The sequence below is a fragment of the Pandoraea soli genome (assembly GCF_902459595.1).
Taxonomy (GTDB): Bacteria; Pseudomonadota; Gammaproteobacteria; order Burkholderiales; family Burkholderiaceae; genus Pandoraea; species Pandoraea cepalis.
On the sequence record NZ_CABPSG010000001.1, the window covers coordinates 358,037 to 378,820 of the forward strand.

The following is a 20,784-nucleotide window of genomic DNA, read 5'->3' on the forward strand; positions in this document are numbered from 1 at the left end:
GTCGGAGGGGAGACAACGCAGGCATAATGCGGGCTTCCGGCGCATCCTGAGGGAAGTGACGAAGACGGACCGGAGCCCCTTTCTGCAGCGAGTTGGGTTTATGTTTGAGAGGCGGAAAGGGGCTCCGGTCCGTCTGGGGCAGGCTTCCCGACAGAGGTTGATCTGCCGACCGAGGCAGGCTCCCGTCACAGGCGGGCGTCCCGCCCAAGCTTCCGTGCGCCGCCACGCTATTCAGAAGACATCGCATGAACACTACCCCGACGCTAGCCTGGACCGAAGACGGTCGCCCCGTCACTGCACGCTGGCGTTCCGAAGCGGGCGTAACGCCGCCGCACCGAGTGGAAGTCGTTGACGACACCGTGACGGCCGACGAGGCCTATCATCTTGCCTGTGGCGGAACGGCGCTGCTGTACCGAGGCGACTACCAGAATGCGCGTCAGTTACTGCAGGCGATGGCGCGGCGGGTAGATCGTCCGCCGCATCGTCCGCGTCGCAAGCCTTCGGCCAAGGGCGAGGCGGTGGTCGTCAGCCCGGCCGACACCTTCCACAAGTATCGGATGGCGCAAGCGCAGCGTGCTCGCATTCTTGGCATGGTGCTGATACCGCTGGACGCTGACTATGGCATTCCGTTGCGCCGCGCGCCGGACGTTCGCGAGGCGTGCACCGAAGCTTGGGGTGCGCCGGACGCCACCCCCTCGGTGGCATCGCTGCGAGAAATCCTCGGCTTGATCGGGGCCCATGAATGGCGCAAGAAGGGTGTGCCGATTGCGGCGTTGGCCGCGTCGATTCACCCCTGGTACGGCGTGTATTCGCCCATACGTGGCGAGTATCTTCAACTGATCGACCAGGCGCCGCTGCCGGCCAAGACGTTGGCGTTCGACATTGGCACAGGCACCGGCGTGATTGCCGCAGTGCTTGCCCGTCGCGGCGTGCAGCAGGTCGTGGGTACGGAGCGCGATGCCCGTGCCCTGGAGTGTGCGCGCGAGAACATTTCGCGGCTTGGTTTCGATCGCGCCGTAAAGATCGTCGATGCCGACCTGTTTCCCGAGGGCAAGGCACCGCTGATCGTCTGCAACCCACCGTGGGTGCCGGCCAAGGCAAACGCGCCCATCGAGCATGCGATCTACGATCCGGACAGCCAGATGCTCAAGGGCTTCCTGAACGGGCTCGCCGCCCACCTGAGTCCTGGCGGCGAAGGCTGGCTGGTGCTGTCCGACCTGGCGGAACATCTGGGCTTGCGCACGCGCGAGACCTTGCTCTCGTGGATTCACGGCGCCGGTCTCGTGGTGCTCGCGCGTCACGACGTGCGCCCGCATCATCCCAAGGCCGGCGACGCGAACGATCCGCTGCATGCGGCACGCGCCGCCGAAGTGACGTCGTTGTGGCGTCTCGGCGTTCGTCCGGCATGACGGGTCTGCGATCCCGATTGACGTTCGGTTCACGTAGACCACGCCCGGCGGCCACCTCGCCGCCGGCGGTCGTGTGTTATCAGCGCTGGGCCTGAAGATAGGCCGCGGCGCCGTCGCCTGCTACGCACGCGCTCGCAAAGCACGCCGTGAGCAGATAGCCGCCGGTGGGCGCTTCCCAATCGAGCATCTCCCCGGCGCAGAACACGCCGGGCAAAGTCTTCACCATCAAGCGCGCGTCAAGCGCTTCCAGCGCGACACCCCCGGCACTGCTGATGACCTCGGCAATCGGGCGCGTGCGCAACAGCGTCAACGGCAAACGCTTGATGCCGGCGGCCAACGCCGCCGGATCGTCGAACGCCTCACGCGGCAGGCACTCGCGCAGCAGCGCGGCCTTCACGCCCGCAAGCCCCAGGCGACTCTGCAGATGGCTCGCCATCGAGCGCGAGCCTCGCGGCCGACCCACTTCCTCGGCGACACGCTCGAGACGCCAGTCCGGCAACAGATCCAGATAGACCTGCGTGCTGCCCTCGGCACGAATCGCATCGCGAATGGGCGCGCACAACGCATACACCAGACTGCCTTCGATACCGTGCGCCGAGATCACAAACTCGCCTTTGCGCGTCGTGCCGTCACGTAAAGTCATCGTGACCGACTTCACCGGATGGCCCGCGAACCGCTCGCGCATGTGCGGCGTCCAGTCCGTCTCGAAGCCCGCGTTGGCCGGCAACAACGGTGCGACAGCCACGCCGTGATCGCGCAGCCACGTCACCCAGGCGGCGTCCGAGCCGAGTTGCGGCCAACTCGCGCCGCCCAGCGTCAGCACCACCGCCCTCGCCCGCACCCGGCGCTCGCCCCCGGGCGTTGCGAACCGCAAATCGTCCGGACCGGCCGGCGATCGCGCGTCCCAGCCCAGCCACCGATGCCGCACATGCAGCCGCACGCCCGCCGCGCGCAAACGGGTAAGCCAGGCCCGCAACAGCGGTGCCGCTTTCATATCGACGGGGAAAACGCGACCGGAACTGCCGACGAAGGTATCGATGCCCAGCCGATGCGCCCATGAGCGTACATCGTCCGCGCTGAACCGACGCAACCACTGCGCCACCGCGACCGCACGTTTGCCATACCGAGCCACGAACGGCGCTGCGGGCTCGCTGTGCGTGAGATTCATACCGCCCTTGCCCGCCATGAGGAACTTGCGCCCGACCGACGGCATGGCGTCGTACACATCGACGCGCCACCCCGCCGCCGACAGCACCTCGGCCACCATCAGACCGGCAGGCCCCGCGCCGATCACGGCCACGTCGATCGTCTCGGCGGGGGCAAGGGTGGAAGTGTCGGACGGCGAGAGAGAAACGCTGGATGGGGGCATGCTTGGGAATGATGTCGCGGAATCACGGCTGTCGCACAACGTCGGACGGTCGCAAAATGCTCACAGACGCGGCGGCGAAGGCCACTATTGTCCCACAGCCCCCGCAGACCGTCCTTTCTTTGGCGTTACAATCGCCCCCCGTCCATGCTTCCCCCTGGAGTCGCGCATGTCGTCAGCCGATCTCGCGTCGATCGGACGTACCGCTTACGCAGGTTTTGCCGAGCGCTACGCCGAGATTGCCGTCAGCAAACCGCATAACGCCTTGTACGAGCGCCCTGCCACGCGCCACCTGCTCGGCAGCGTCCACGGCCTGCATGTCCTTGATGCCGGCTGCGGCCCGGGCATCAACAGTGCGTGGCTCGCCGAGCAAGGGGCGACGGTACACGGCATCGACGTCACCCCGGAGATGATCGCACTGGCGAGAAAGCGCTGCGAAGGACTGGCGGCAACGTTCGACGTGCAGGACCTGAGCGCGCCGTTCGCCACGCTGGCTGACCACCGCTTCGACGCCATCGTCAGCGCCCTCGCGCTCGATTACGTGGAAGACCTCGGACCGACGTTTCGTGAGTTCGCCCGGGTTGCCAAGCCCGGCGCGATGCTCGTCTGGTCGATGGGGCATCCGATGCGCGACTGGCTCGACGAGCGCACCCGGCGCAACCGCCCCTACTTCGACGTCACGCGATTCGGCATGTACTGGAGTGGCTTCGGCGAGCCGAAGCCCTATGTAGAGTCATACCGGCGCCCGCTCGCGCACATTCTGAATGCCGCGGCAGACGCGGGCTGGCAACTCGACCGCATGGTCGAACCGCTGCCGTTGCCGGAGATGGCCGCCGTCGACCCACGGCTTTACCGCGAACTGTCGCAAGCACCCGCCTTCCTTTGCCTGCGGGCACGCCTCGCCAACCCGGTGGGCTAAAGTGCCCGCGCGGATGCGCCTGTCGGCGCGTCGCGTCACGACTCGTCGCGCGAACCCCACGGAATAAGCATCGTGGCCGTGCACGTCGCCCCCGCCAAAACCGCGGCCACGCCGTAGCGCGACACCTCCGGCAGGTTGAACAGCAGGCCATGAATGGTGGCGAATATGCCGCCCAGCGTCACGAATGCGGCGATGGAGGCAATCACGACGCGGGTATCGGAACACATACGGCACCTCGCAACGAGACCACGCGCGTTGCGAAGCGTTTCATGCGGGGAAATCGATCCGACGTGGGGCTTGCCCGGTCGGGGCTGCACGACTTTCGGCTGACTTCGACGGCGTCCCTCACTTAGCAGTGTAGAACGCGGCGAACCAAACGGTTACCCCGACTCAAGGCTTGCCCTGGGTATCCTTGCGTTCGCGCTCGTCGTCGCTCGGCCAAGGCGTGAGCATCGCCACGATGAACAGAATGCCGAACAGCACCGTCACCACGCCGCCTTTCATGACGTGCGTTTGGTCGTAAAGCAAACCGTGAATGGTGGCGAACGCGCCGGCCAGCGTCATGAAGGCCGCCACCGAGGCGATGACGACGCGAAATTCCGAACCCATAGCGGCTCCTGATCGTAATCGACGAGGGTGCCGCTGACGTAACCTCCCGAGCGGCAATGCCAGCTTACGCCGATCCTTGCGGCTCGCCTATTGCGTCGTATGACGAAACATTCCCGGGTTTGACGCGAATCAACTCGGCACCGAGAAGTCGTCCCATGGCGGGAAGCCGTTGATAAACGACGATGTGCGTCGATCAGCGCCGCGCGGCTTGCCGCCGGGCTTCGCGCACCCAGCGAAAGTGCCCGCTGCGTAACAATACGGGGCCCGAAAGCCCCATCGTCAGATATTCACGCGTGAGCGCGTGAATATCCGTTCGCCCGTGTTCGAAGGCATGCAACAAATCGTCCGCGCGCGCCGAGTAGGCGCCGAAATGATCCTCCAAGGCTTCGGCCGACACCGCGCAGTCGATCGGCCGGCCATTGACGACAACCGCGAACTCAATCGTCAGATCTTCATAGTTGAATACGGGACGGTGATCCGGAAACTCGATTTGCATGGCTGCACCCCCGGTTGACGAAAGGACGCGTTCGACGTATCGGCCGATACGTTGCATTCAGCATAGTGCATCGCCCAACAATCCGTGAGTCGCATCGCTTATCGGTTCGCCATTGACGATTGGACCAGGCTCCGCACGTCCCATTATCGCATCCATTACACGAGAAATTTTATGCAACCAATTGATTTTTATCAGTAATTATCCAATCTCGCCCTCTCTATGCTCGATAAACTCGACGAATCCCGAGACAAACGCCGCCAGCTGCTGACGAACGGCGTCGTCCTGGAGATTCCCGTCGGCGTCGATGATCTTGTTCGCGCGCGACACCATCAGGCGCCCTTGCCACCAGGGCGTGGTCTGCAGCGTGCGCAGCACCGGCATCCACGCGTTCTGGCTGAGAATCGTGCCGAAGCCACCGGGCGACGCTCCCATGACCGCCACCGGCTTGTCGCGGAACACTCGCGCACTATCGGCAGGGGGCCGCGATAGCCAGTCGAGCGCATTCTTGAACACGCCCGGCATGCCGTTGTTGTACTCCGGCGTAGCGAGCAACAAGCCATCGGCTTGTGCAATGGCGTCCTTCAGCGTGGCGACGGCAGTTGGAATTCCCTCGCTTTCTTCCACGTCGCCGTCATATAGCGGAATGCCATGCAATGTGCGAATGTCCAACGTGACGCCAGCGGGCGCCACCGCCTTCGCCGCCGCCAGCAACGCCGTGTTGTATGAGCCCTTGCGCAGGCTGCCGGACAAACCAATGATCGTCGTCATCGCGTCGACTCCCGATGGCGCTTACGCGCCGCGTTGAAATGAATAAAGACTGCCCAGGTCGAGCAATTGCGTCAGGTCGTCGAGGGCACTGCGGCTCTCGTCGAGCAAGGCCGGGTCGGCGAGATCACCCAGTGCCAACCGGTCACGATAGTGCCGCTTCACCCATTCGGTGAGCGTGGCGTACCGTGCATCGTCGATCCAGAGCCCCGGGTGGGTCGCCTTGCGCTCGTCGTCGGTCAACACCACACGCAGACGCAGGCACGCCGGCCCGCCGCCGTTGCGCATGCTCTCGCGCAAGTCGAACACATGCAACTCGCGAATCGGACCACCACTGGCCACCAGCGATTCGAGAAAGCGCCACACGGCCGGGCGCTCACGACACTCCTGCGGCACCACGAGCGACATCCCGCCGTCCGCCGCGGGTGCCCGCGCAAGCAACTGGCTGTTGAAAAGATAGCTGCCGACGGTGTCCTCGATCGAGACGTCGTCCGTGCCGACCTCCACCACCTCCAGCGAGGTGCCCCGGGCCGCCAGCCGCTCGCGAAGCGTCGCAAGCACCGCCGCCTGATCGACGAACGCGCGGGCATGGCAGAACAACACGTTGCCATTGCCCACGGCGATCACATCGTTATGGAAGACGCCGGCGTCGATGGCGTCGGGATGCTGCTGCGCGAACACCACGTCGTCTGCCGCCAGCCCATGCAGACGGGCAACCGCCTGACTCGCCTGCAGCGTCTGGCGTGCCGGGAACCGGCGCGGTACTGGCGCGCTCGCCAGATCGTCTCGTCCGTAGACGAAGAACTCGACCCCGCGCTCCCCGTAGGCCCCGCACAGCCGCGTATGGTTCGCCGCGCCCTCGTCGCCCAAGGACGGCCAGCCCGGCAAGGCGTCGTGATGGGCGAAGCGGGCTTCGTCCGGGAACGCGGTACGCAGCACGCGTGACGTCGTCTCGTGCTCGAACGCGCGGTGCAACTTGCTGCACAGATTGGCCGCCGTGAAATGCACCCGGCCGTCAGCCGTGTCCGCGGAGGGGCTGACGGTGGCGGCGTTGGCCGTCCACATGCTCGCGGCCGAACACGCCGCCCCCAGCAACTCGGGGGCAGTACGAGCCGCCTCGCGTATGACCGTCCGGTCGTTGCCGGAGAAGCCCAGCGTGCGCAACAAGGCAACCGACGGACGCTCTTGCGGCGGCAAGACACCCTGGGCGTAGCCCAGATCGGCCAACGCCTTCATCTTGGCCAGCCCTTGCAGCGCTGCCTCGCGCGGATTCGATACGCGATTGGCGTTGTTTGCAGAGGCAACGTTGCCGAACGACAACCCCGCATAATTATGCGTGGGGCCAACCAGTCCATCGAAGTTGGCTTCGAGGGCAAAACGCGTCATATCCATTCCTAGGAAAGCGGAAAACAAGTCGATATCGAAAGATCAGCACGCGGCAAAGTCCAGGCCAGGGCTGAGGGGCTCGGGCAGGGTCACCTGCGAGGCTTCCATCGAGGCTATCGGGTAGGCACAATAATCGGCCGCGTACCATGCACTGGGACGATGGTTGCCGGACTCGCCGATGCCCCCGAACGGGGCCGCCCCGGCCGCGCCCGTCGTCGGCCGGTTCCAGTTGATGATGCCCGCGCGGATCTCGGCGAGAAACTGTTCGTAACGCGCGGGATCGTCGGACACCAGACCGGCCGCCAGCCCATAACGCGTGCGATTCGCCAGCGCGAGAGCCTCGTCGAACGTGTCGTAGCGCAGCACCTGGAGCAACGGGCCGAAATACTCTTCATCGGGTAGCGCATCGCGCGCGGCCAGCGACGTTACGTCGATCAGCCCCGGCGTGAGCAATGCCGAGCGACCGTCCGGCTGGGCGAGCGGAAGGATCAAGCGGGCGCCAAGCGTCACCAGGTCGGCCTGGGCCGCCGTCATGCGACGCGCCGCCTGAAGTGACACCACCGCGCCCATGAATGGCTGCGGATCGGCATCGTAACGTCCGACGACGATACGTTGCGTCACCCACGCCAGCCGTTCGATGAACGCGTCGCCCTGCGGCCCCCGCGGCACGAGCAGGCGTCGGGCACAGGTGCAACGTTGCCCTGCAGAGAGGAAAGCGGACTGAACGCTCACATGGACGGCAGCGTCGATGTCGGCAGGCGTATCGACGATCAGCGGATTGTTGCCGCCCATCTCCAGCGCAAGGAGCGTGCCGGGCCGCCCTGCGAAGTGCCGATGCAGGGCGCGGCCCGTGGCGGAACTGCCGGTGAAGCACAGCCCGTCGATACCGTCATGCGCGGCGAGCGCCGCCCCCGTCTCGCGCCCGCCCTGCACGAGGTTCAACACCCCGGGCGGCAGGCCCGCTTCGATCCAGCACTGCATCGTTCTATCGGCCACGCCGGGCGCCAGTTCGCTGGGCTTGAAGACGACGGTGTTGCCCGCGAGTAGCGCCGGCACGATATGCCCGTTAGGGAGATGCCCGGGGAAATTGTACGGTCCGAAAACAGCCATCACGCCATGCGCCCGATGGCGCACGACGCTCTGCCCGTCCGCCACGGCACTGCGTCGCTCACCCGTGCGCTCCTGGTAGGCTTTCGCCGAATGCGTGACCTTCGCGGCCATCGTCGCCACTTCGGTGCGCGCTTCCCACAGGGGCTTGCCGGTCTCTCGACCGATGGCGTCGGCAAGCGTTTCCGTTTGCGCGGTCACGATCGCTGCGAAGCGCTGCAATACGGCCAGTCGCTCGTCGACACTTCGACGCGCCCAATCGCGCTGCACACGACGCGCGGCCTGGACGGCGGTGTCGACATCGGCCGCGTCCGCCGCACGGCCCTGCCAAACGACATCGCCCGACATGGGATCGAGCGTGCGGAATTCTGCTCCGTTGGCAGTGCGCCAGACACCTTCGACGTACAGATCGGTCATGAACGGCAATCCCCAAGGCCACGCTCGATGGAACGGCGTGCGATGCGGATCATGATGACACGGATTCGACCGCCGGAACAATGCGCGCACGCCGAACAGACCGGCAAAACCGCATGTACAGGGCGTTGCCCTGCATGGGCGACGTGATACACCGAACCGGCCAACGACGCGCATAAAATACGAGTCTGCATTTCTGGAGATCCTTCATGATGACCGACGCCAATCGTTCGGCCCTGCGCCACTGGCTAAGCGACGTGCGCGAATCGCACGACAGTGTCCCCAGCGAAGGTATCGAGCCTTGTGGCGTACGCTGGCAACGCCACGCTGAAGGGATGCTCGAACTGACACCCGCCGACGCGGACCCGGTCACCGGCACGATCGACGCGCCTGGCGGTCAACGCTTCGACGCCATCCTCTCGTGCGGGATTCACGGCGACGAAACCGCTCCGATCGAGATCGTTGACGGCATTCTGCGTGACATTGCCGACGGCCGCCTGACGTTGCGCGAGCGTGTGCTCGTCGTGCTTGGCAACCCGGACGCCGTACGTGCCGGCAAGCGTTATCTTGAATACGACCTGAACCGGCTGTTCCAGGGCGCTCACGCCAAGCGTGCGGAGTCGCCCGCCGTGCAGCGCGCGCGTGAACTCGAAGTGATCGTGGCGCAGTTCTTCGCCGAGACGCGCGACGCACGTCGCCTGCGTCGGCACGTGGACATGCACACGGCGATTCGCGCGTCACTCTTCCCCCGCTTCGCGGTGGTGCCGAGTCCGCCGCAGCGTCCAGCAAGCGACGACTGGATCGAGACACTTGCCGCGGCCGATATCGAAGCGGTGATGTTGACCGAGCAGCCGTCCGTCACGTTCTCGTATTACACCTGTGCGAACTTCGGCGCCGAGAGCTGTACGCTCGAGCTGGGAAAAGTCGCGCCTTTCGGGCAAAACCGTCTTGACGATTTTGCCGGCATCGACGCCGCCCTGCGCCGTTGGTTGTCCGGCGCGCAGATGGGCAAGCGCGATGACGGCAAGGTGCCGCGCGCCCGACGCTTTCGCGTGGCCGCCGAGATCGTGCGCCGCACGGACGCATTCGTGCTCGACGTCCCGGCCGACACACCGAACTTCACGCCCTACGTCGCCGGCACCGTGCTGGCGCGCGACGGCGAGACCACCTATACGGTTTCGCATCCGGAGGAACGCATCGTGTTTCCCAATCCCGATGTCGCGAACGGACTGCGTGCCGGGGTCATGGTCGTGCCCGATGCGTAACGTGTGATGCAAAGCACGGTCAATGCCTGATCGCGCATCGCGGAATGGCCTGAAGCCGCTACGCAACTTCGCGAATGAACGACTTCAAACGACTGTTCAGGCGTGGCCGTCAAGGGCAGACGGGCGTAGCATCGCCCGCTTCATTTCGTCCCTTCCTGTCTGAGGCCCGGCATCTCGCCGCCGGCCTAGTCCTGCCCACGACGCCATGCTCCGCAACTGCTTCTCGTGCCTTCCAACCATCCTTCTTGCGCCTGATACCCCGCTCGCAACCACCGAGGTGACCGACGCCGAGCGACGCGAGCCCGTCACCCCGCTGGAGGAGGATTTCGCGCGCGCCCAGCAAGCTGCCGCGCAGGCCGGCCTCGCGGCCGGGTCGCCGACCGCTCCCATGGCGCTGACGTACGCGTGCCCGAGCCCAGGCACACTCAGAGAGCCTGCGGCACTCGCACCACGCCCCGTACTCCGAACGTCCTCGGCCCCCGCCGCCCCGACTCGGCCGTCGACAGTCGACGCCCCCACATTCACGATCGACATGTACGCGGGACCGGGCGCAAGCCGCGCGCTACGCATCTTCGATGCGCTATGGCAGGAGGTTGCCTTGCCGGCCCTGAATGCGTTGGGTCCGCCCGCCGTCACCAACGGATGGCGCGCCCCACTCACGCCGCTTGCGCCTCCTTGGCCTGACGACCTGCCAGCGGCCAGCGACATGGCGATGCAACCATGGCACGAGACCTTGCACACGCATCTGCATCGCCAGGCCCGAACGCTTGCCCTCCATGGGTTCGACGTCGGCGATGTGAGCGATCGTCTGGAAGCGCTCTTGCGCGAGCAGCGACCGGTGTTCTCCTGGCGCGCGTTCTGCATCGGCACCCTGCGCGACGCGCTGCCGTTCGCCGTCGGGTCGACGCTCGCCTCGTTGCTGACGGAGACGACCGATCCCACCGGTTCCCAAGCGCCGCTCTGGCCGCCCGTGGCCGCGCTGGCGATCGTGCTGATCAATCTGCTCGGCATGGCGGGCTTCAACGTGACCCAGCGGCAGTATCGCAACCGGATCGCGCGCACGACGCCGGCGCCTGACCTGGAAGGGCTAAGCGCGATCCTCTCTACCCCTTATCGGGCGGCCTTTGCACAAGTGCTCGGCTTCGTGTTTTGTTACGGGGTGCTGCGCAATGGGGCGCGATACGGCATCGAACGCGGCGTGTCACGCTGGTGTCCCGGGATTTTCACCCGGCGATTCGGCGACACCCTCCACGCGGCGCTGGAAATTCCACTGGCGCCCATCCCAGGATTGACGCTGTTGCCTATCATCCACCAGTTGGGCACGAGTCGGCATAACGCCAGCCTGCAAATCCTCACGCAGGACAATCTGGCCGAGTTGCTGCTCGAGACCGCACGACGTGAGCCCGACGACCGGGAAGGGCTCGCATACCTGCAGGCGTTCGTCCGCGATGTCCGTGGCATGCTTCGCTCTGCCCCGCCCCGGCTCATCTGGTTCGCGCTCACGGCCACGTTCTACTACCTTGCCTGGATGGGCGACGGCTCGGCGCACGGCCATGGTCGCGACAACGCCACGCGATGGGACGACGGCGCCGATGCCTTCAACGCCACGCAGCTCACGCCTGGCGACGATTCTCCTAGTCTGGTGGAAGACGCGCATGTCTTTGCAGTGCTCGACGTGCTCTACGGTCTCATCGGCCTCATCTTCTCGATCGGCCATAGCGCCGCGCAGCGCGAGGACATTCGCACTGCGCACGAACGTCGTGCACCGCGACCGAAAATCAGCACCATCACGGTGGTCACGATGGCCGACTCGGGCGTATCGACGGCAAGCGCCATGTCGATGCGCCCCAACAGCCCGCACGGCGCCGTTACCGGGGAAGTCAACAACAACGCCCCAACGCCGACGCTCGCCATCCGCGCCCTCCCCGCCCCCCTCGCATCGCACACCGCGTCGCCGCCCTTCGCGGGCAACCGCCACGTCGATGACGGGCATGCGAGCCTTCGCCCGCCGGGGTCACGCCGACACGGCACGACGACGGCGCCCGGCGCGCTGAGCCCACCGCTGCGCCGTACAAGGTGGCCCAGCGCATCATCCGACGACTCCGACGACGAGCCCCGCGAAACAACACCCCTATGAGGCGGCTGCGCGGCGCACTTGCCGTGCCTGCGCAGGCATGGCATGGTGCTTCTCACCTGCACACCTCGTGCAACCTGTACGTCCGGACGCGTGTTGATGCGCGTTCGCCCCCCTGCCTGTCGGAGCGACCATGCTTTCCACCACCCCGAGCGAACTCGCCCGTAACCTGCTCGTGATTCTCGTGCTCAGCCTGCTGATGATCGGTACGTTATGGGTCCTGCTCCCGTTTTTGCCGGCATTCATCTGGGCGGTGACGATCGTCGCGTCGACCTGGCCATTGCTCGTTGGTCTGCAACGCCGTCTGTGGGGCAAACGGTGGCTCGCCACCACCGTCATGATCTTCGGGATGCTCGTGATCGTCGTCGCGCCGCTGTCCGCCGCGATCGGCACGCTGATCGGGCACGCGTCCGACATCAGCGAGCAAGTGCACTCCATCGGGCAGCGTGGCCTGCCGATGCCGCCCGACTGGCTGATCCGCATCCCCGTAGTCGGCCAGCGCGCCACCGAAGAGTGGCAGGCGCTTGCAGCCGCCGGCCCCGGCGGTCTCGTCGCGCGGATTCAACCCTATGCGGTCAAGGCAGCGTCGTGGGGATTCACGAAGCTGGGGTCGATCGGCTTGCTCGTGGTTCACCTTGGCCTCACGCTGATCATCTCCGGCATCCTCTTTATGCAAGGAGAGCGCGCGGCGCGTGCGCTGATTCGGATGGCGCGGCGCCTCGGCGGTGATCGGGGAGAAGAATCGGTCCGGCTTGCCGGAATGTCGATTCGCGCGGTGGCGCTCGGGATCGTGGTCACGGCCGTGACGCAGTCGCTGCTCGGTGGCCTCGGCCTGTGGTTGACGGGGGTGCCGCTGTCGGGCTTCCTCACGGCGCTGATGCTGGTGCTTTGTATCGCCCAGATCGGTCCGTTCCCCGTGCTGCTCTCAAGCGTGGCGTGGCTCTACTGGCAGGACAGTCCGACGCTCGCCACGCTGCTGCTGGTGCTCTCGGTCTTCATCGGCATGCTCGACAACGTCATGCGACCGATGCTGATCCGCCGGGGGGCCGATCTGCCGATGACGTTGATTCTCGCGGGGGTACTCGGGGGCATGTTGACGTTCGGGATCGTTGGCCTGTTCGTCGGGCCGGTGATTCTGGCTGTGACCTATACGCTGCTGAACGCGTGGATCAATGAGGGTCTGGCCCGTCCGCCACTGTCGCCGAGCGGCGCACCGGCGGCGCCAACGTCCGCCGCACCTGCGTCGGAGGCGTCGCCGACTGGCCCGGTGGCGGCCGAGCCCCCGGCAGTGCCGGACGACAAACGTCGATGATTGCTCCTGTCTGCGACGGTGGGCTGTCACGCCCATCGGACGCATTTTTCGGATTGCTTCACCTGTCGCCGCTCGCCGCGACGTGGCTAAATATTTCCCGTCTTCACATGATTCCGGGAAATATCAAATGTCACACGCCACCGCCTCCCCGCTACCCGTTGCGCGCGCGCGGCGCTCGCTGCGCGTGCCGCACCGCGCCCGTCTCGGCGACCCGCCGCTGTTACGCCGGGTCGGCAACGAACTCGCCTATACACCCACGCGTTGCCGCGTGAGTGCGAGCCTGATCGTCGGCCGCATCAATCCGTGGTGGCAACGACTGTCGCCGGCACACCTCGATCACACTCACATCTGCGAGATTTCGCCAGGGCCATAAACGAAAAACACGCCGCCCGGGGAACCGGAACGACGCGTCGCGGGTGCATCCGTCAATACGCCCGGCTAACCTCCGGGCATACGTCCGCACATCACGCCGCTCCCGCTTATCTCGCCTTCGCGGGCAGGATCTGGCCCGAGACTTCGCCGAAGCCCACGCGGTAACCATCCCCCTGGCACCAGCCGGTCATCACCACGGTATCGCCGTCTTCGATGAACGTGCGTTTCGCACCGCTGGCGAGCGTGATCGGGTTCTTGCCGTTCCACGTCAGTTCGAGCAGGCTGCCGAACGAGTCCGGCGTCGGGCCGCTGATCGTGCCCGAGCCCATCAGGTCGCCCACGCGCACATTACAGCCTGAGACCGTATGGTGAGCGAACTGTTGCGCCATGCTCCAGTACATGTGACGGAAGTTGGTGCGGCAGATGGACGTCGCCTGCGTGTCGCCGTCGGCTTGCAGCAGCACTTCAAGCGCGATGTCGAAGGCATGCTTGCCCTGCTGCTGCAGGTACGAGACCGGCTGCGGATTCTGCTCGGGGCCGGCCACGCGGAACGGTTCGAGCGCTTCCATCGTCACCACCCACGGCGAGATGGACGTGCCGAACGACTTTGCGTTGAACGGGCCGAGCGGCACGTACTCCCATTGCTGCAGGTCGCGCGCCGACCAGTCGTTGAGCAACACCATCCCGAAGATGGCCGCTTCGGCGGCGTCCACGCTCAGGCTGTCGCCCAGCGACGTGTCACGACCAACGATGAAGCCGGTTTCGAGTTCGAAGTCGAGCTTGCGGCAGGCGTCAAAAATCGGGCGCGGCGCATCGGGCAGCTTGATCTGTCCGTTCGGGCGATGAATCGGCGTGCCGCTCACGACCACCGAACTGGCCCGACCGTTATAGCCGATGGGGATTTCCAACCAGTTCGGCAGCAGCGCGTTGGCCGGATCGCGGAACATGCTACCCACATTGGTCGCGTGCTCTCGCGACGAATAGAAGTCGGTGTAGCCGGGCACTTGCACCGGCAGATGCAACGTGACCTGTGCGAGCGGCACAAGTGCCTGAGCCTGCAGCGCAGCGTTTTCACGCAGGGCGGCATCGCCGTCCACGGAGAGCAGCGACGTCAGGCGCGCGCGCGTGGCGTGCCACGCCGCGCTGCCCAGTGCCACGAACGTATTGATAGCGGGCTGCGAGAAGACCGTGGCGCCACCGGCCTCGGCGACCTTGAGCTCGCCGGCGGCTTCGAGCGCCGCCAGGTCGAGTACCTGATCGCCAATGGCCACGCCAACGCGCGGCGTCGGTTGCGACGCGGTGCTGAACACGCCGTACGGCAGGTTTTGCAGGGGGAAGTCGGTTACGCCAGTGTTGGCGGACGCGACCCAGCTTTGCGGGAGTGCGGACATAGGGAATACCTTGTTTGAGATAGCGCATCGGCCGGCTCTGCACCATCGAAGGGCGCGGCCGGCCGTGTCAGGGGTTGGCGACGTTGCGACGCGAGGCCGCTTACTTCTGGTTCGGGTTGAAGTGCTTCTTCAACCCTTGCCAGCAGGTGTAGTAGTTGTCCTGCCGCTGCTTGGTCTCCAGCGCGAAACGTGTGGGACGGATGATCGCCGGCGTCTCGAACATGAACGCCATCGTCGCGTCGACCTTGTGCGGCTGGCTCGTGTCAGCGGCAGAGGCCTTTTCAAACGTGTCCGCATCGGGGCCGTGGCCTGTCATGCAGTTGTGCAGACTGGCGCCGCCCGGTACGAATCCCTCGGCCTTGGCGTCATAGACGCCTTGGATCAGCCCCATGAACTCGCTGGCGATGTTGCGATGGAACCAGGGCGGACGGAACGAATTTTCCATCGCCAGCCAGCGCGGCGGGAAGATCACGAAGTCGATGTCGTCCACGCCCGGTGCATTGCTTTGCGATTGCAGCACCAGGAAGATTGACGGATCCGGGTGGTCGAAGCTGATCGAACCGATCGTGTTGAAGTGGCGCAGGTCGTACTTGTATGGCGCGTAGTTGCCATGCCAAGCCACAACGTCAAGCGGCGAATGCCCGATATCGGCACGCCATAACGCACCACCGAACTTCGCCACCAGTTCGAAGTCGCCTTCGACATCCTCATACGCCGCCACGGGCGTGAGGAAATCGCGCGGATTTGCGAGGCCGTTTGAGCCGATCGGGCCGAGATCCGGCAGACGGAACAACGCGCCATAGTTCTCGCATACATAGCCGCGCGCGCGCCCATCGGGCAGCGTCACACGGAAGCGCACGCCACGCGGCAGCACGGCGATTTCATAGGGGGCCACGTCGAGCACGCCGAATTCCGTCGCGATACGCAAACGCCCTTCCTGCGGCACGACCAGCAACTCGCCGTCGGCGTTGTAGAAGAAGCGGCCGTCCATCGACTGGTTGGCTGCGTACAGATGAATGCCGCAACCGCGCCCGGCATCCGGGCCACCATTGCCTGCCATCGTCACCATGGCGTCGACGAAATCGGTCGGCACGTCGGGCATCGGCAGCGGATCCCAACGCAGTTGGTCGGGAGGCGTCGGAACATCGTCGAAACGGCTCAGCCAGCGCGACGACGCAAGCGCGGTGAACGGCTTGTGCATCGCGGCGGGACGAATGCGATACACCCACGAGCGACGGTTATGACCGCGCGGTGCCGTGAACGCCGTTCCCGAGAGTTGTTCCGCATAGAGGCCGTACGGCGCACGCTGCGGCGAGTTCTGCCCGATCGGCAGCGCCCCGGGCAACGCCTCGGTCGCGAACTCGTTGGCAAAGCCGGACAGATAGCCCAGTTCTCCCTGAATTTGGTCTGCTTGACGCATATGTGGCCTCGTCTCCTGATATCGAATGGAAACATTGTCCGACAAGCGATGACATTTTGCGATATAAATAGACGAATCCACTATATTCATAACATGAATAATATCGCTGCCTCATGATTTCCTTACGCGACGTCGATTTGAACCTGTTGGTCGTCTTTCAGGCGGTACTCACGCATCGGAGCATCTCTCAGGCCGCACGCGAATTGGGCCTGTCTCAACCCGCAGTCAGCAACGGCTTGGCCCGCCTGCGGCAGACGTTCGAAGATGAACTCTTCACGCGGACCGGCGCGGGCATGCAACCCACGCCGTTCGCCGAGGCGCTCGCCGAGCCGGTCTCGGTGGCCCTGGCCGGCATCTCGCGCGCCATCAATCACCGGGAGGCGTTCGATCCGGCGAGCAGTCAGCGGGAGTTTACGTTGGCAATGACGGATGTGGGGGAGGTGTACTTCATGCCGACGCTCGTCGATCTATGCACCCGGCTTGCGCCTGGGGTACACCTGCGCACCGTCCGGACGACGTTGCCCGAACTGAAGGACGCCATGGCGTCGGGGCGCATCGATCTCGCGGTGGGCGCATTCGACGATCTGACCGGGCCATTCTTCCAGCGCCGGTTGTTTCGTCAGCAATATGTGAGCCTGTTTCGCATCGGGCACGCGCTCGACACGCCCCATGCAGGGCTCGCAGAATTCCAGGCCGCACGCCATCTGTTCGTCGCCACGGGCGACAATCCGTATGCCCGCGTGAATCAACTCTTGGCACAGGCCGGCTTCGGGGCCGACGCGAATGTCTGGGTCCCCCACTTCATCGCCGTGCCGTACGTCGTGAGCGTCAATGATCTCGTGGTCACCGTGCCGCAGAAGTTTGCCGAGCGTGCCGCCGCACCGTTCGGGCTGCGCTTCGTCAAACCGCCGCTCCGGCTGCCCGCGCTGCAAACGAATGTGTTCTGGCACCGTCGCTACCATCAGGACGGCGGGAATCAGTGGCTACGCCAATTGATTTCGGAGCATTTCGCCGAGTCGTGACGACGAGCGCCTGACGCTGCCGTCAGGCGTCGTTGGCAATGGCATGTCCCTGCGCACGCAGCCAGTCGTTCCACGCAGCGTCGAGCACGTCGAACGCCGATTCCATCTGTCCGACAGACGCCTGGGGCGCCAGATGCTCCACCTGCGCCGCAAGCGACGCCAACGAACTCAGCCCGAATGCCATGAAACCGCCCCGCAACCGATGTGCGGAGTGACGAAGGGTGTCGCGCGACGGGTTGGCCAGCGCTGCCCGGCAATTGGCAATGTCCTGATCGGCAATCTTCACAAACGTGTCGAGCATGTCCGACAGCGGCGGCCGCCAGTCCTTCGCCGATGTCGAGTCGGACGACGGCGTCGGCGCGCTGTCGATCAGATCCGATGACGCTGGAAGCGGCGCAATGTCCATGCACAGCGAGGGATAGCGCGCCCGGACCAGTTCAATCACGCGCAACAACGACCGCGCATCCACCGGCTTGTAGACGACAGCGTCGAACGGGGACGTCTCATCACGGTCAGTGCGCAGTGTGACGTCAGCCGTCGCGACGATCACCGGTACATGCGCCGCGCGCGCCTTGATCTGCGTAGCCAACGCATGCCCGGAGAGGTGCGGCATGTTGGCGTCGGTGATCACCAGCATGTGCGATTCTGCATCGAACGCGTCAAGCGCCTCGCGCGGGTCGTGATAGCAATCGACCATCGCGCCCAGTCCTTCCAACTGCCGGGACAGCAACATGCCACTGATCGGATGATCGTCCGCGACAAGCACGTACCACCCGGCCAGCGGCTTGATACGCGCCTGCGCGCCGGGGGCGCCCTGCAAGTCACCGCTCGCGGCAAGCCCGGGCGCCGACACCATGCCAAGCGCATCCCAAAGCTCGGCCTGCTGGAACAAAGCGATGTCGCGCGGCCACGCGGGGGCGCTGCCGGCTGGACGATCGACGGGGGTCGAACGCAGAAGGTAGACCTCCGCGCCCGCCATGCCGCGCACCGGCCATTCGTCGGCAAACATGAGCAGGCCCGCGTCCTGAACGCGACCACTGCCGGAAGACCACGATACCGCGTCGTCATACCTGACCGGCAGGTAACCCGCCCGACGGATCAACGCGTCGAGATACGCATGGCGGCGAGCGAGTCCGCTCACATATGCAAACGTCTCGCCTCTCCCGACGACAGGCAACATCTGGCTGTCCGATGCCCAGGGCAGGCGCAGCGTGAAGCGCATTGTGGTGCCCTCGCCCTCCTGACTGTCGACCTGCAGCACGCCGCCGAGCATACCCACGAACTGATGCGAAATCGCCAGCCCCAGTCCGGTACCGTGCTGCATGCCAGGCTCCGACGTGCTCTTGCCGAACGGCCGGAACAAGTCCGCCAGATCGGCAGGCGCAATACCAACGCCACTGTCGCTGACCGTGAAGGCCACGTCACAGCCCTGCGGGTCGGTACGCCTCACCATGGCGCTGAAGGCGACGTAGCCTTTCTCGGTGAACTTGATGGCATTGCCGACGAGATTCGTCACGACCTGTCCAAGTCGCAGCGCATCCGTATGCACGGCACGCGAGAGCTGCGGGTCGATCATCCAGTCCAGCGTGAGCCCCTGCAGCCGCGCTCGTCCCGTGAACGACAAGCCGATGGCTTCGAGTTCCTTGAGCAGCGAGCCATCGCGGCTATTCAGCTCGAAGCGACCGACCTGAATGCGGGAATAGTCCAGCAGATCGTTGATGAGATCGAGCAGATTGCGCGTCGAACTTTCCATCACATCGACGTAATAGCGATGATCGTCGCCCAGACGCTGCGAGCTCAGCAGTTCGAGCGACGCGAGCGTGCCGTACAACGGCGTACGCATTTCGTGGCTAACGGTCGTCAGGAAGACATCCTTGGCGCGATTGGCGCTCTCGGCGGCAAGCCGCGCCTTGCGTTGCTCCAGTTCGAAGCGGCGTTGCTCTGTCACGTCGGACAGTGTGGCGATGAGCACCGACTGTTCACGAAAAACGGTATCGACGAAGCTCACGGCGTAGTGACGCTCGCCGGCATCGTCGATCGCGCTCAGCAAACGCCGCACCGGACGCGCCACCACACCGCTGTGCAGTTGGCGGTACATGCGCGTCAACTCGCCATCGCCCAGATGTCGAAGCAAATCGACGGTGCCCGCGTACGCCGGATTGCTCATCACCACACTGGGCTCGAACGGATCGATGATCGCCATGCCGACGGGGGCCGTCTCGATCAGGGTTTGCGTGAAGGCGTCTCGTTCGAGCAGGGCCGTCGTACGTCGACGCGCCGGCTCGATCATCCGTTGGCGCATGTAGCGCATGCCCGCGTACACGGCCGCCGCATAGAGACACAACAGCAACGTCGCGCCGATCAGCAGCGTGGCATTTTGCTGCAGTAAATCTATCGGACGAACGGCATACCGGACGAACCACGGCGACGACGCCAGATGACGCTCGAAAACCAGACGCTCGCCGTCGTATCGCACCGCCATTTTTGCATCGCCGAAGAGCGGCAACGTGGCGAGCGTACGCAGATGCCCCAACGACGAGAGCGACGCGCCGGCGCTTGCCACCACGAACCCTTCCGCCGACACCAATTGGAGGGCCTCGCCCGTGTGCTCCAGCGTTCGCAGCCGCGGCGGCACAATGCTGTCGGGCGCCATGCTGGTGCCGACGTAGGCCATCAGATGACCATCGAGATCGCGAATCGGCACGAAGCTCGAGACCGCCGTCAAACCGGAAAGTGCATTTTTGTAGTTGTAGGTCCAGAACGGACCGTCGTTGCTCGCGGGACGACGCGCGGCATAACGCTCGACCTTGTTGATCTCGGCGAGCATCGCGTTGGTGTCGCGCGCGAGATCCGTCGCGCCGACGGACTGCAGGTCGAACGACGTGCGGCGAGCGGCAAACGCGCCATCCGCCGAGATGATGAAGGTTTCGTCCTGCCCACCCAGCGCACTCCAGAAGTTGGCATCGAGAATCATCAACCGAAGGGTGAGGCGCGCCAGTCGCTGCGCTCGCTCAGTCGGGATCTCCGCCAGCTTGACAATCTGGAAGTCGCCATCGAACCCCACGCCGGCAACGCGCTTCGCCGTGCCGACCGGCATGGTCAGCAGCGGGTTCAGGATCCGGTCGGTGAGTGATTGCGTGACACCGCCCGGCCGAACGTTGCTCGCCAGTGCGGCTTGCGCCATCGTACTGGCCTGCTCGTTGAAAATTTCGACGTCGCGGATCTCGTGGCCGACGGTCGCAAAGAACGTGGCCGTCTTTTGCCCGCCTTGCCAGACCATGCCGAACAACGCGTAGGACACCACGGCGACCCAGACCGACATACCAAAAAGCAGGGCCAGCAAGCCACCGATACGTAGCAGGCGGCCGGCAATCGCGATGTCACGCGTCATCGTCGC

Annotated in this window: 17 protein-coding genes; 7 read left to right on the forward strand and 10 right to left on the reverse strand. The window is 65.1% G+C overall.

Features of this window, described 5'->3' with window-relative positions:
* Window positions 1–245: 245 nt before the first annotated feature.
* Window positions 246–1,409, forward strand: a complete 1,164-nt coding sequence (locus tag PSO31014_RS01440; protein ID WP_150549972.1) for a methyltransferase — start codon at window positions 246–248, stop codon at window positions 1,407–1,409.
* 79 nt (window positions 1,410–1,488) lie between these two features.
* On the opposite strand, the gene PSO31014_RS01445 is transcribed toward PSO31014_RS01440, so the two are convergent.
* Complete coding sequence (locus tag PSO31014_RS01445) at window positions 1,489–2,778, reverse strand: TIGR03862 family flavoprotein (RefSeq protein ID WP_246176185.1); 1,290 nt, start codon at window positions 2,776–2,778, stop codon at window positions 1,489–1,491.
* A gap of 166 nt (window positions 2,779–2,944) precedes the next feature.
* Here PSO31014_RS01445 and PSO31014_RS01450 point away from each other — a divergent pair, with 166 nt between their 5' ends.
* Window positions 2,945–3,694 carry a class I SAM-dependent methyltransferase gene (locus tag PSO31014_RS01450; RefSeq protein WP_150549973.1) on the forward strand — a complete coding sequence of 250 codons (750 nt, stop codon included), beginning with the start codon at window positions 2,945–2,947 and terminating at the stop codon, window positions 3,692–3,694.
* 35 nt (window positions 3,695–3,729) lie between these two features.
* Here the strand turns inward: PSO31014_RS01450 and PSO31014_RS01455 are convergent, their stop codons facing one another.
* The 6 genes from PSO31014_RS01455 to astD form a co-directional block, all read right to left on the reverse strand.
* A complete protein-coding gene (locus tag PSO31014_RS01455) occupies window positions 3,730–3,921 on the reverse strand; it encodes a DUF2964 family protein (RefSeq protein WP_130026092.1) in 192 nt (63 codons plus the stop codon).
* A 163-nt stretch (window positions 3,922–4,084) separates the two neighbouring features.
* Window positions 4,085–4,303 (reverse strand): DUF2964 family protein, encoded by a 219-nt coding sequence (locus PSO31014_RS01460; RefSeq protein WP_150549974.1) that lies wholly within the window; start codon window positions 4,301–4,303, stop codon window positions 4,085–4,087.
* A gap of 193 nt (window positions 4,304–4,496) precedes the next feature.
* Window positions 4,497–4,799: a DUF1488 family protein gene (locus tag PSO31014_RS01465; protein WP_017232227.1), complete on the reverse strand. Its 303-nt coding sequence runs from the start codon at window positions 4,797–4,799 to the stop codon at window positions 4,497–4,499.
* A gap of 198 nt (window positions 4,800–4,997) precedes the next feature.
* Window positions 4,998–5,567 carry an NADPH-dependent FMN reductase gene (locus PSO31014_RS01470; protein WP_150549975.1) on the reverse strand — a complete coding sequence of 190 codons (570 nt, stop codon included), beginning with the start codon at window positions 5,565–5,567 and terminating at the stop codon, window positions 4,998–5,000.
* Between the two features lie 21 nt (window positions 5,568–5,588).
* Window positions 5,589–6,950 carry an N-succinylarginine dihydrolase gene (astB, locus tag PSO31014_RS01475; RefSeq protein WP_150549976.1) on the reverse strand — a complete coding sequence of 454 codons (1,362 nt, stop codon included), beginning with the start codon at window positions 6,948–6,950 and terminating at the stop codon, window positions 5,589–5,591.
* Between the two features lie 42 nt (window positions 6,951–6,992).
* Window positions 6,993–8,474: a succinylglutamate-semialdehyde dehydrogenase gene (astD, locus tag PSO31014_RS01480; protein WP_150549977.1), complete on the reverse strand. Its 1,482-nt coding sequence runs from the start codon at window positions 8,472–8,474 to the stop codon at window positions 6,993–6,995.
* Window positions 8,475–8,680: 206 nt separating this feature from the next.
* Between astD and astE the strand changes: the two genes are divergently transcribed.
* From astE to PSO31014_RS01500, 4 genes are all read left to right on the forward strand, one after another.
* Window positions 8,681–9,736 carry a succinylglutamate desuccinylase gene (gene astE, locus PSO31014_RS01485; RefSeq protein WP_150549978.1) on the forward strand — a complete coding sequence of 352 codons (1,056 nt, stop codon included), beginning with the start codon at window positions 8,681–8,683 and terminating at the stop codon, window positions 9,734–9,736.
* A gap of 532 nt (window positions 9,737–10,268) precedes the next feature.
* On the forward strand, window positions 10,269–11,873 hold the full coding sequence (locus tag PSO31014_RS01490) for a hypothetical protein (protein ID WP_174976337.1): 1,605 nt from the start codon (window positions 10,269–10,271) through the stop codon (window positions 11,871–11,873).
* A gap of 130 nt (window positions 11,874–12,003) precedes the next feature.
* Window positions 12,004–13,182 (forward strand): AI-2E family transporter YdiK, encoded by a 1,179-nt coding sequence (gene ydiK, locus PSO31014_RS01495; RefSeq protein WP_150549980.1) that lies wholly within the window; start codon window positions 12,004–12,006, stop codon window positions 13,180–13,182.
* Between the two features lie 127 nt (window positions 13,183–13,309).
* Window positions 13,310–13,555 carry a hypothetical protein gene (locus PSO31014_RS01500; RefSeq protein WP_150549981.1) on the forward strand — a complete coding sequence of 82 codons (246 nt, stop codon included), beginning with the start codon at window positions 13,310–13,312 and terminating at the stop codon, window positions 13,553–13,555.
* Between the two features lie 106 nt (window positions 13,556–13,661).
* Here PSO31014_RS01500 and fahA read toward each other — a convergent pair whose 3' ends face one another.
* Complete coding sequence (fahA, locus tag PSO31014_RS01505) at window positions 13,662–14,945, reverse strand: fumarylacetoacetase (protein ID WP_150549982.1); 1,284 nt, start codon at window positions 14,943–14,945, stop codon at window positions 13,662–13,664.
* A gap of 100 nt (window positions 14,946–15,045) precedes the next feature.
* Complete coding sequence (gene hmgA, locus PSO31014_RS01510; RefSeq protein WP_150549983.1) at window positions 15,046–16,365, reverse strand: homogentisate 1,2-dioxygenase; 1,320 nt, start codon at window positions 16,363–16,365, stop codon at window positions 15,046–15,048.
* A gap of 113 nt (window positions 16,366–16,478) precedes the next feature.
* On the opposite strand from hmgA, the gene PSO31014_RS01515 reads away from it, so the two are divergent.
* Window positions 16,479–17,387: a LysR family transcriptional regulator gene (locus PSO31014_RS01515; RefSeq protein ID WP_150549984.1), complete on the forward strand. Its 909-nt coding sequence runs from the start codon at window positions 16,479–16,481 to the stop codon at window positions 17,385–17,387.
* Between the two features lie 22 nt (window positions 17,388–17,409).
* On the opposite strand, the gene PSO31014_RS01520 is transcribed toward PSO31014_RS01515, so the two are convergent.
* Complete coding sequence (locus PSO31014_RS01520) at window positions 17,410–20,778, reverse strand: hybrid sensor histidine kinase/response regulator (protein ID WP_150549985.1); 3,369 nt, start codon at window positions 20,776–20,778, stop codon at window positions 17,410–17,412.
* Window positions 20,779–20,784: the final 6 nt, after the last annotated feature.

Bases quoted from the DNA above. Each gene is read 5' to 3' on its own strand.
- fahA (WP_150549982.1), bottom strand. From the start codon at position 14,945: ATGTCCGCACTCCCGCAAAGCTGGGTCGCGTCCGCCAACACTGGCGTA.
- astD (WP_150549977.1), bottom strand. From the start codon at position 8,474: ATGACCGATCTGTACGTCGAAGGTGTCTGGCGCACTGCCAACGGAGCA.
- hmgA (WP_150549983.1), bottom strand. From the start codon at position 16,365: ATGCGTCAAGCAGACCAAATTCAGGGAGAACTGGGCTATCTGTCCGGC.
- astB (WP_150549976.1), bottom strand. From the start codon at position 6,950: ATGACGCGTTTTGCCCTCGAAGCCAACTTCGATGGACTGGTTGGCCCC.
- PSO31014_RS01440 (WP_150549972.1), top strand. From the start codon at position 246: ATGAACACTACCCCGACGCTAGCCTGGACCGAAGACGGTCGCCCCGTC.
- PSO31014_RS01500 (WP_150549981.1), top strand. From the start codon at position 13,310: ATGTCACACGCCACCGCCTCCCCGCTACCCGTTGCGCGCGCGCGGCGC.
- PSO31014_RS01470 (WP_150549975.1), bottom strand. From the start codon at position 5,567: ATGACGACGATCATTGGTTTGTCCGGCAGCCTGCGCAAGGGCTCATAC.
- PSO31014_RS01450 (WP_150549973.1), top strand. From the start codon at position 2,945: ATGTCGTCAGCCGATCTCGCGTCGATCGGACGTACCGCTTACGCAGGT.
- PSO31014_RS01445 (WP_246176185.1), bottom strand. From the start codon at position 2,778: ATGCCCCCATCCAGCGTTTCTCTCTCGCCGTCCGACACTTCCACCCTT.
- PSO31014_RS01490 (WP_174976337.1), top strand. From the start codon at position 10,269: ATGTACGCGGGACCGGGCGCAAGCCGCGCGCTACGCATCTTCGATGCG.
- PSO31014_RS01460 (WP_150549974.1), bottom strand. From the start codon at position 4,303: ATGGGTTCGGAATTTCGCGTCGTCATCGCCTCGGTGGCGGCCTTCATG.
- PSO31014_RS01465 (WP_017232227.1), bottom strand. From the start codon at position 4,799: ATGCAAATCGAGTTTCCGGATCACCGTCCCGTATTCAACTATGAAGAT.
- PSO31014_RS01515 (WP_150549984.1), top strand. From the start codon at position 16,479: ATGATTTCCTTACGCGACGTCGATTTGAACCTGTTGGTCGTCTTTCAG.
- ydiK (WP_150549980.1), top strand. From the start codon at position 12,004: ATGCTTTCCACCACCCCGAGCGAACTCGCCCGTAACCTGCTCGTGATT.
- astE (WP_150549978.1), top strand. From the start codon at position 8,681: ATGATGACCGACGCCAATCGTTCGGCCCTGCGCCACTGGCTAAGCGAC.
- PSO31014_RS01520 (WP_150549985.1), bottom strand. From the start codon at position 20,778: ATGACGCGTGACATCGCGATTGCCGGCCGCCTGCTACGTATCGGTGGC.
- PSO31014_RS01455 (WP_130026092.1), bottom strand. From the start codon at position 3,921: ATGTGTTCCGATACCCGCGTCGTGATTGCCTCCATCGCCGCATTCGTG.